7 protein-coding genes are annotated in these 10,352 nt (G+C 62.9%); 6 read left to right on the plus strand and 1 reads right to left on the minus strand.

What is annotated here, in order from left to right:
• The first annotated feature begins 2 nt into the window (after positions 1–2).
• Complete coding sequence (locus AC0L2H_RS04740) at positions 3–1,463, plus strand: S8 family serine peptidase (protein WP_473589119.1); 1,461 nt, start codon at positions 3–5, stop codon at positions 1,461–1,463.
• 694 nt (positions 1,464–2,157) lie between these two features.
• Here AC0L2H_RS04740 and AC0L2H_RS04745 read toward each other — a convergent pair.
• On the minus strand, positions 2,158–3,180 hold the full coding sequence (locus tag AC0L2H_RS04745; RefSeq protein ID WP_473589120.1) for a substrate-binding domain-containing protein: 1,023 nt from the start codon (positions 3,178–3,180) through the stop codon (positions 2,158–2,160).
• Between the two features lie 363 nt (positions 3,181–3,543).
• On the opposite strand from AC0L2H_RS04745, the gene AC0L2H_RS04750 reads away from it, so the two are divergent.
• From AC0L2H_RS04750 to AC0L2H_RS04770, 5 genes are all read left to right on the plus strand, one after another.
• Positions 3,544–4,899 carry an ABC transporter substrate-binding protein gene (locus AC0L2H_RS04750; RefSeq protein ID WP_473589121.1) on the plus strand — a complete coding sequence of 452 codons (1,356 nt, stop codon included), beginning with the start codon at positions 3,544–3,546 and terminating at the stop codon, positions 4,897–4,899.
• 280 nt (positions 4,900–5,179) lie between these two features.
• Positions 5,180–6,193: a carbohydrate ABC transporter permease gene (locus AC0L2H_RS04755; protein WP_473589122.1), complete on the plus strand. Its 1,014-nt coding sequence runs from the start codon at positions 5,180–5,182 to the stop codon at positions 6,191–6,193.
• 1 nt (position 6,194) lies between these two features.
• Positions 6,195–7,349, plus strand: coding sequence for a carbohydrate ABC transporter permease (locus AC0L2H_RS04760; RefSeq protein WP_473589123.1), 1,155 nt, complete (start codon positions 6,195–6,197; stop codon positions 7,347–7,349).
• Between the two features lie 4 nt (positions 7,350–7,353).
• On the plus strand, positions 7,354–9,018 hold the full coding sequence (gene bglA, locus AC0L2H_RS04765; RefSeq protein ID WP_473589124.1) for a beta-galactosidase BglA: 1,665 nt from the start codon (positions 7,354–7,356) through the stop codon (positions 9,016–9,018).
• A gap of 26 nt (positions 9,019–9,044) precedes the next feature.
• On the plus strand, positions 9,045–10,157 hold the full coding sequence (locus AC0L2H_RS04770; RefSeq protein ID WP_473589125.1) for an ABC transporter ATP-binding protein: 1,113 nt from the start codon (positions 9,045–9,047) through the stop codon (positions 10,155–10,157).
• The last annotated feature ends 195 nt before the right edge of the window (positions 10,158–10,352 follow it).

The raw sequence follows: 10,352 nt of genomic DNA on the forward strand, positions 1-10,352 counted from the left end.
TCATGCTCAAACAAAAGAATCGAGCGGTCATCGGATTTGCTGGATTTCTGCTGGCGGCGATCGCCGCCACGCCCGTTTTTGCGCAGAGCACCCAGCCGCAGACGAAAACCGACTGCCTCGACCGGACGAACGCGGCCGGCGCAGATTGCATAGAGGACGGCACAGGCGAAAAGCCCGATGCAGGTGCCACCGCGACAGGCGCCGTCTTTCTTCCGGCGCTGATCGTCGACCTGTTCCCCAATCCGGCGGCGGGCACTCCCTTGCCGACGCCCGACCCGCGCCGCGATCCGGCGAGCGCTCTACCATCGCCGACGCCACCCGCCGATGCGCAAGTGATTCCGGCAGCCGTACCGGGCGGTCCGATTGTTTCGCCGACCGATCTGGTCGCGACCGAGCCGCCGCGCGCCGTCGTCGGCGAATTCGTTCCCGACGAAGTGCTGGTGACGGTCGACGGCGATGCCGGCGCGGTCCAGCAGATCGCCGCCTCGTTCGGCCTCGAAGTGCGCTCCGAGCGTCAGTCGCGACTGCTCGGCACCACGCTGGTGCGCTTCGGCATTCCCGACGGCCGTCCGGTCGGCGTCGTGCTGGCGCAGCTTGCCGCCGACGGCCGCACCCTGCGGCGCGAACCCAACCATGTCTATTCGCTGCAGCAGGCGGCCAGCATCGTCAACTATGCCTTCGAGCGCATCGCGCTCGACGCGAAAGCGGCCAGCGGCGAGAATGTGCGCATCGCCGTCATCGACACCGGCATCGACGATACCAATCCGGCACTAAGCGGCGTCATCGCCGACCAGTTCGACGCCATGCCCGATGTGCCGACCGAGAAACGCGACCACGGCACTTCGATCGACGGGCTGATCGCTGGCGTCGGTGCCCTGAAGGGCATGGCGCCGGGCGCCAGGATCTACCATGCCCGCGCCTTCGAGGACGGCAAGTCGACCATGGACGTCATCCTGTCGGCGCTGGACTGGGCGGCAAGCCAAGACGTGCGCATCATCAATATGAGCTTCGTCGGACCCAAAAACGACCTGCTCGGCATCGCCTGCCGCAACGCCGGCGCGCTTGGCATCGTGCTGGTCGCCGCCGCCGGCAATAACGGGCCGAAAGCGCCTTATGGCTATCCGGCTGCTTTCGACGGCGTCATCGCGGTGACCGCCACCGATGCCAGGGACGGACTGATGGAGCAGGCCAATCGCGGCGCCTATGTCTTCATCTCCGCCCCCGGCGTTGAGATGGTGGCGCCGAGCGGCGCCGGCTCGGATGTGGTCACCGGCACGTCGTTTGCTGCGGCGATCGTGACAGGCGCGATTGCCAATCTAATCCATGTCGCGCCCGACCGTTCGGCCGACGAGATCGAGAAGGCGCTAGCCGACACCGCCAGGGATTTAGGGCCGAAGGGCCGCGACAATGATTTCGGCTATGGGCTGCTGGATACCAGGGCTGCGGAAGCTGCGACGGAATAGGTTTTCGCTTCAAGCTTCTGCTTTATGCATTGTCCCAAACCGCAGCACTTTTGGGCGCCATGCAATAGGCTCAAAACTCGTTGCCGCAGATGGCCGAGATGGGCCGGAGAGCGGCCGCCGAGATACGTTCAACAGATGCTTGGAGATAGCGCCAGTTTGCGCAATTCTGGATTGCTTTCAGCTGTCACGAGGCGGGAAACTTTACGATCCTGTCTCTTCTGTAATCGTAAGCAATGTGTGGAGTTCCATTGCGATAGTCGTCATAGGTCCAGCGGCCGCTAGCGCGATCGTTGACAAAGTCGGTACACCACTTCACGCCGCCGGGAGGAGGTCGTCCTTGGTGCCATCTCTTTTTCAACGTTACGCCTTCGAGGCAGTGCTGAATTGCAGCTTGCCTTTGTTCAGGGCTCTGGAGTTTCGCTCTGCCTGCTTCAAACTGCGCTCTATCATCGCTTTGGCAGCCAGCAATCAGCAGTGCTGTGGCGACGGTGAGTATGCCAGCGCACTTCAAATGAGCCTTCTCCAAGTTGGGCAGGCGAGCATAACCATAAACACATTGACACGCGGACCGTCCCGCTACAACCGCGTTTGAACGATCAACTGCGCGTTTTCGGCCAGCTTTAAGCCGTTCGGCATTCGCCGAGCGATTTAAAACGGTCGAGTTCGATCGCTCAGAGTAATCGAGTCCTAACCTCTATGCTGGTGCCCCCGCTACGGATCCCCTTACCACCAGGTCGACCGGCCAGACCTCGCCTCGCGCCCCCTCTTCCAGGCCGGATATCCGCGCTGCCAGGCGCTCGGCGACGCGGGCGCCGGCGAGGCGGATCGACGAACGGGTCGTCGATAGCGGCACGGAAAAATTCTCCGGCTTCAGCCAGGGGAAGACGTCGTCATGGGCGATCAGCGACAGGTCGCCCGGAATGGTCAGGCCGAGGTCGCGCACCGCGCGCACGACGCCCAGCGCCATGATCAGGCTGGAGCAGGCGATCGCCGTCGGCGCGTCGCTCTGCTCGAGCAGGCGCCTGGTGGCGCGATAGCCGTTCTCCTCGGTCATGACCACGGAGCAGACATGGCGCTCGCCCAGTGTCAGGCCGCTGGCGGCGAGCGCCCGGCGCACGCCGCGCTCGCGATGGATGGCGAAGGTCTCGCGGTCGTCGCCGTTGATCAGCGCCAGCCGCCGGTGACCGAGCTGGACGAGCAGCCGGGCAGCCTCATGGAAGGCGCCCTCATTGTCGATGTCGGTGAAGGGGTAGTCGAAATCGAAGCCCTCGCTGCGGCCATGGACGATGAAGGGGATGCCGAGCGTGTTGACCAGCGCCACGCGCCGGTCGGCCGGCCGCGGCGAGGAGATATAGACGGCGTCGACCTGTCGGTTGGCGACGATACGCCGGTAGGTCGTCTCCTGGTCGTCGGCGTCGGCCGGCGACAGCACCAGGTCGAGCTCGTGCGAACGGGCATAATCGCCGAGGCCGGACAGGAATTCGACGAAATGCGGATCGATGTCGACGCTGCTTCCAGTCGGCAGGACATAGCCGATCATCCCGGTCTTGCCGGTCGCCAGCCGGCGGGCACTCGGATTGGGGCGATAGCCATGGCGCTTGGCGGCGTCCATCACCCGCCGACGCGTTTCCTCGTTGACCTCGGGGTAGCCATTCAGCGCACGGCTCACCGTGGTCTGCGAGAGCGACAGCATATGGGAGAGCTGCTTGAGGTTCACGGGAGGCCTCCATGCCTCAAAGCGCTTTCAATTCTAGATTCCGCCTGCAATAAAAGCGGCGGAGCCAGCGTCCGACAACCATAAGCAGTGTTGAAGCCTGTTTGCAGCAAAAATTGCTGCTGCACTGCCCAAAAAGCATGTTGCAGCGCACATTTTGTGCTCATAATCGTAGAAATTAAATCGATTAGTCTACCCACCCTCTTGACTTCCAGTGGATTAAATGGCGAGATCAGGAAAGCCAAAGCGCTTTGGAAGACTCTGGGGAAGGTTGCGGTTACCTTCCGACTGAGTCACAGTCCTGCAGCGCCGGCGGGCGGAATGGAGGTTTCGTCCGGTGTTTGTCACCACTGGGAGGAAATACCGATGAAGAAAATGCTTCTGCTGAGCGCCGCTTTAGCCACGCTCGCCCTGGGCGCCCCGGCGCAAGCCGAGCTGAAATTCAAGCCGGGCGAAGACCCCCGCTTCAACTGGGCGAACTACGAAGAGCTCAAGAAGGTCGACCTCAAGGGCGAGACGCTGACGATCTTCGGGCCATGGCGCGGCGAGGACGAGGGCCTGGTGCGCGGCGTTCTCGACTATTTCTCGGAGGCCACCGGCGTCGATCTCAAATATTCCTCCTCGGAGAATTACGAACAGCAGATCGTCATCGACACGCAGGCCGGCAGCCCGCCCAACATCGCCGTGCTGCCGCAGCCCGGCCTGATCCAGGACCTGGCGTCGAAGGGCCTGCTGACGCCGCTTGGCGACGACACCGCCAATTGGGTCAAGGAAAACTATGGCGCCGGTCAGTCATGGGTCGATCTCGGCACCTTCAAGGACAAGGACGGCAAGCCGGGCTTCTTCGCCTTCCCCTACAAGGCCGACGTGAAGTCGCTAGTCTGGTACTCGCCGGACAATTTCGAGGAAGCCGGCTACACGGTGCCGAAGACGCAGGAAGAGCTCGCCGAGCTTGAAAAGAAGATCATCGCCGATGGCGGCACGCCGTGGTGCATCGGGCTCGGTTCCGGCGGCGCCACCGGCTGGCCGGCGACCGACTGGGTCGAAGACATCATGCTGCGCACACAGTCGCCCGAGACCTACGACAAATGGGTGAAGAACGAGATTCCGTTCAACGATCCCGCGGTGGTCAATGCCATCGACATTTTCGGCAAGATCGCGACCGACGACAAGATGGTCGATGGCGGCGCCAAGGCGGTTGCCGCGACCGACTTCCGCGACAGCCCGAAGGGCCTCTTCTCGGTACCGCCGAAATGCTATTTGCATCACCAGGCATCGTTCATCCCGACCTTTTTCCCGGAAGGCACCAAGGTCGGCGAAGACGCGGACTTCTTCTACTATCCGCCCTACGCCTCCAAGCCTGATCTCGGCACGCCGGTGCTCGGCGCCGGCACGCTGGCCATGATCACCAAGGACAGCAAGAGTGCGCGCGCGTTCATCGAATTCCTGAAGATGCCGCTCGCACACGAGATCTGGATGGCCGAGGGCGGGTTCGTGACGCCGTTCAAGGCGGTCAACAAGGAAGCCTATGCCAGCGACGCGCTGAAAAAGCAGGGCGACATCCTCGCCAACGCCTCGACCTTCCGCTTCGACGGGTCCGACCTGATGCCGGGCAAGATCGGCGCCGGCGCCTTCTGGACCGGCATGATCGATCTCGTCGGCGGCAAGTCGGCCCAGGATGTCGCCACCGACATCCAGAAGAGCTGGGACGCAATCAAGTAGGGGCGGCTGGCAAGTAGGGGCGGCTGGCAAGCAGGCGGCTAGCAATAAGCGGCCGATCGTCGGCTTACCCGTCCTTATTGGATCCGGGCCTCGATGGCCCGGGTCCGACCGTCGGCCCGACTGTACTTTTTCGTGAAGCATGGAATTTCCGGCATGAAGCGTGGCCGGCCACGGCAGAAATATGCCTGGCACCCGCTCGCGCTTCACAGTTTAAATCGGCGCACGATCCCGTCGACAAAGCCATTGCAGATTGGTGGATCATACGCAGGGAGAGGGACCCATGGCGGCTCAGATCTTTTCGGCCATATTCGTCATCATCATCGGCGTCGGCGGCTGCGTCGCCTATTTCTGGGGCGCCAACAAGCTTGTGGACATTATTTTCCCGTCGCGCGGCGTCCAGGGTGCAGCAGCCATCGACAATTTGCGCCGGCAAGGAATGATCCGCCCCTGGCTGTTCGTCGGCCCGGCCATGATCATCCTCACCATCTACCTGATCTATCCGGTGATAGAGACGCTGAGGCTGTCGTTCCTCGATCGCGGCGGCGTCAATTTCGTCGGCCTGGCCAACTATCAATGGGCGTTCGGCGACCGCGAGTTCCGCAACTCGATCCTCAACAACATCATCTGGCTGGCGGTGGTGCCGGCCGCCTGCACCTTCCTCGGGCTGATCATCGCCGTGCTCACCGACAAGATCTGGTGGGGCACGATCGCCAAGAGCCTGATCTTCCTGCCGCTCGCCATCTCCTTCGTCGGCGCCAGCGTCATCTGGAAATTCATCTACGAATATCGCGGCGCGGGCCAGACGCAGATCGGCCTGCTCAACGCCATCATCCAGTATTTTGGCGGCCAGCCGCAGGTCTGGATATCGCTGCCGTTCTGGAACAATTTCTTCCTGATGATCATCCTGATCTGGATCCAGACAGGCTTTGCCATGGTCATCCTGTCGTCGGCCTTGCGGGGCATTCCCGAAGAGACACTGGAAGCGGCCGTCATCGACGGCGCCAATCCGTTCCAGATCTTCTGGAAGATCATGGTGCCGCAGATATGGGGCACGATCGCCGTGGTCTGGACGACGATCACCATCCTGGTGCTGAAGGTCTTCGACATCGTGCTGACGATGACCAATGGCCAATGGAACAGCCAGGTTCTGGCCAATCTGATGTTCGACTGGATGTTCCGCGGCGGCGGCGATTTCGGCCGCGGCGCCACCATCGCCATCATCATCATGATCGCGGTCATTCCGATCATGGTCTGGAACATCCGCCAGGCGAACAAAGAGACGGGAGGACATTGAGATGGCTGTCACGACCGGAAAGTCCTTTGCCGGCCGCTTCGGCGTCCATATCGCCGTGCTGATCTTCGTCGCGATCTGGACCGTGCCGACGCTCGGCATTCTCGTCTCGTCCTTGCGCGACAAGGACCAGATCATCGCTTCCGGCTGGTGGAATTCGTTCGCCAGTTCCAGCCAGACGGAAGCGGGCCGGCTGCCGCCCGCCTCGGCGCAGGTCGAGAAGGACGGCAAGTTCTTGCTCGAGGGCAACATCTTCGGCGACGGCGCCGCCCGCGACATCAGCGCCTTCGGCGTCAAGTCGGCCGCGCCGACGCAGTATCCCGCCGGCACGACCGCCGACCTCGGCGACGGCGTTACCCTGCAGCTCAACGCCGATGGCGGTTTCGTCATGCAGTCCCCGAAAGCTTTCGAGGGCGAGCGCGGCCAACGCGTCTATTATGCCTCGTCGGCGCCGCCAAAATTCACCACCGACAATTACAAGACGGTGCTGTTTTCGGAGGGCATCGGCCGGTCCTTCATGAATTCGCTGACCGTCACCATTCCGGCGACCGTCATCCCGATCCTGATAGCGGCCTTCGCCGCGTACGCGCTGGCCTGGATGCGCTTTCCCGGCCGGGCGCTGCTGATCGCGGTCATCATCGGCCTGCTGGTGGTGCCGCTGCAAATGTCGCTTATCCCGCTGTTGAAGCTCTATAACGGCGTCGGCTCCTTCTTCGGCGTGTCGTCGAAGACCTATCTCGGCATCTGGCTGGCACATACCGGTTTCGGCCTGCCCTTCGCCATCTATCTCTTGCGCAGTTACATTGCCGGCCTGCCGCGCGAGATCATGGAATCGGCGCGCATCGACGGCGCCAGCGATTTCGAGATCTTCGTCAAGATCGTGCTGCCGCTGTCGTTCCCGGTGCTGGCCTCCTTCGCCATCTTCCAATTTCTCTGGGTATGGAACGATCTGCTGGTGGCGATGGTTTTCCTGGGTACCGAGGGCGACCAGATTGTGCTGACCGCCAAGCTCAATGCGTTGCTCGGTTCGCGCGGCGGCGACTGGGAGATCCTGACGACATCGGCTTTCGTAACCATCATCGTGCCGCTGATCGTGTTCTTCTCGCTGCAGCGCTATTTCGTCCGCGGGCTGCTCGCCGGCTCGGTGAAAGGAGGCTGAGACCATGCAATCGGCACTGAAAGCGACTGTGAGCCCCGACCTCGCCAGCGACCGCGACTGGTGGCGGGGCGCGGTGATCTACCAGATCTATCCACGCAGCTACCAGGACTCCAACGGCGACGGCATCGGCGATCTCAAGGGCATCATCGGCAGGCTCCCTTACATCGCCTCGCTCGGCATCGACGCCATCTGGATCTCGCCCTTCTTCAAGTCGCCGATGAAGGATTTCGGCTACGACGTGTCGGACTATTGCGACGTCGATCCGATGTTCGGCACGCTGGCCGATTTCGACGCGCTGACCGCCGAAGCCCACAGGCTGGGCCTCAAGGTGATGATCGACGAGGTGTTGTCGCATACCGCCGACATCCATCCCTGGTTCAGGGAAAGCCGCGCGAACCGGACCAACCCCAAGGCGGATTGGTATGTCTGGGCCGACGCCAGGCCGGATGGCACGCCGCCCAACAACTGGCTGTCGATCTTCGGCGGCTCTGCCTGGCAGTGGGACACCAGCCGGCAGCAATATTACCTGCACAATTTTCTGGCCGAGCAGCCCGATCTCAATTTCCACAACCGGCAAGTCCAGGACGCGCTGCTCGACGTCACCCGCTTCTGGCTGGAGCGCGGCGTCGACGGCTTCCGCCTCGACACCATCAATTTCTATTTCCACAGCCAGGGGCTGGAGAACAATCCGCCGCTGCCTCCGGAAGAGCGCAACGACCAGACGGCGCCTGCCGTGAATCCCTACAACTACCAGGACCATCTCTACGACAAGAGCCGCCCGGAGAACCTCGGCTTCCTCGAACGCTTCCGTGCGCTGCTCGACGAATATCCGGCGACCGCCGCGGTCGGCGAGGTTGGAGATTCGCAGCGCGGGCTGGACGTGGTGGCGGCTTACACCGCCGGCGGCAAGCGCGTGCACATGTGCTACTCCTTCGATTTCCTGGCGCCCGAAAAGATCAGCGCGGCCAAGGTGCGCTCGGTGCTGGAAGCCTTCGGCAAGGTCGCCAGCGACGGCTGGTCGTGCTGGGCATTCTCCAATCACGACGTGATGCGCCCTGCCTCGCGCTGGGCCGCTGACGAAGCCGACCAGACCGCCTATCTCAAGGTGATCTCGGCGCTCTTGATGTCGCTGCGCGGCTCGGTCTGCATCTATCAGGGCGAGGAGCTTGGCCTTGGCGAAGCGGAGTTGCAATTCGAGGATTTGCAGGACCCCTACGGCATCCGCTTCTGGCCGGAGTTCAAGGGCCGCGACGGCTGCCGCACGCCGATGGTATGGGACGGCGGCGCCCAAAATGGCGGCTTCTCGACGGCAAAGCCTTGGCTGCCGGTGCCGGCCAAGCATCTTGCGCAGGCGGTCAGTGTGCAGCAGGGCGATGACAGTTCGCTGCTCGAGCATTATCGGCGGTTCCTTGCCTTTCGCCGCCTGCATCCGGCGTTGGCCAAGGGCGATATCGACTTCATTGAAAGCGATGGCGATACCGTCGCCTTCACGCGCCGCGAGGGCAATGAACAGATCGTCTGCGCCTTCAATCTCGGCAGCAGGCCGGCACAAATCAATCTCGGCGACCGCTCGCTGCAGCCCTTGCCGGGACATGGGTTTTCAGGACAGACTGAAGCCGGCTCCATCCGCCTCGGCGGCTACGGCGCCTGGTTCGGGCGCATCGACTAAATTAGCAGGAATCACTGGAGGGAATCATGGCCGATGTCACACTAAGGCAAGTGAAGAAATCATATGGCAGTCTGAACATTCTCCATGGCATCGACCTCGACATAAAGTCGGGCGAGTTCATCGTCTTCGTCGGCCCTTCGGGTTGCGGCAAGTCGACCCTGCTCCGGTCCATCGCCGGACTTGAGGAAATCACCTCGGGCGAGCTCAAGATCGATGGCGAAGTGGTGAACGATGTGCCGCCTTCGAAGCGCGGCATCGCCATGGTGTTCCAGTCCTATGCCCTCTACCCGCACATGACGGTCTACGACAACATGGCGTTCTCGATGAAGATCGGCAAGGAAAGCAAGGCCGAGATCGACAAGCGGGTGCGCCAGGCGGCGGAGATCCTGCAGCTGACCAAATATCTCGACCGGCTGCCCAAGGCGATGTCGGGCGGCCAGCGCCAGCGCGTCGCCATCGGCCGCGCCATCGTGCGCAATCCGAAAGTCTTCCTGTTCGACGAACCGCTGTCGAACCTCGACGCGGCGCTGCGCGTCGCGACCCGCATCGAGATCGCCAAACTCAAGGAATCGATGCCTGCCACGACGATGATCTACGTCACCCACGACCAGGTCGAGGCGATGACGCTGGCCGACCGTATCGTGGTGCTCAAGGATGGCCATATCGAGCAGGTCGGCACGCCGATGGAGCTCTACAAGAGACCCGGCAATCTGTTTGTCGCGCAGTTCATCGGCTCGCCGGCCATGAACATCCTGCCGGCCGCCATCGACAAGTCGGGCAATCCCACCATCGTCAGCCATGTCGGCGGACGCAAGGCGACGGTGCCGATCGCCACGCCGGCGTCGGCGAAGGGCGCATCGGTGAGTTTCGGCGTGCGGCCGGAGGATCTGATGATCGCGACAGGCGCGGATTATCTGTTCGAGGGGACGGTGGACTATGTCGAGCAGCTCGGCGAGGTCCAGCTCGTCTATGTCGACATCGGCCGCGCCGACCTGCCGCTGGTGACCAAGCTGCCCGGCAATGTCGAGGTCAAGCGCGGAGCAAAGCTGCGGCTGAGCGCCAATGCCGAGGACCTGCATATCTTCGATGCGGACGGCCATTCTTTCTCGCTTCACTCGGCGGAAGCGCAGGCGGCCTGAGAACCCGGCGAACGATCCGCCGGAAAACACAAGAGGGGGGGGGGCCCGCCCCCCCCCGGGTGTTTTTTGGGTGGGGGGGGGGGGGTGGGGGCGGGCAAATTGGGGGGGGGGGGGGGGGGGGGGGGGTTTTGTAGGGGGGGGGGGGGGGGGGGGGGGGGGGGGGGGGGGGGGGGGGGGGGGGGGCGGGGGGGGGGG

The sequence above is a fragment of the Mesorhizobium sp. WSM4871 genome (assembly GCF_055811295.1).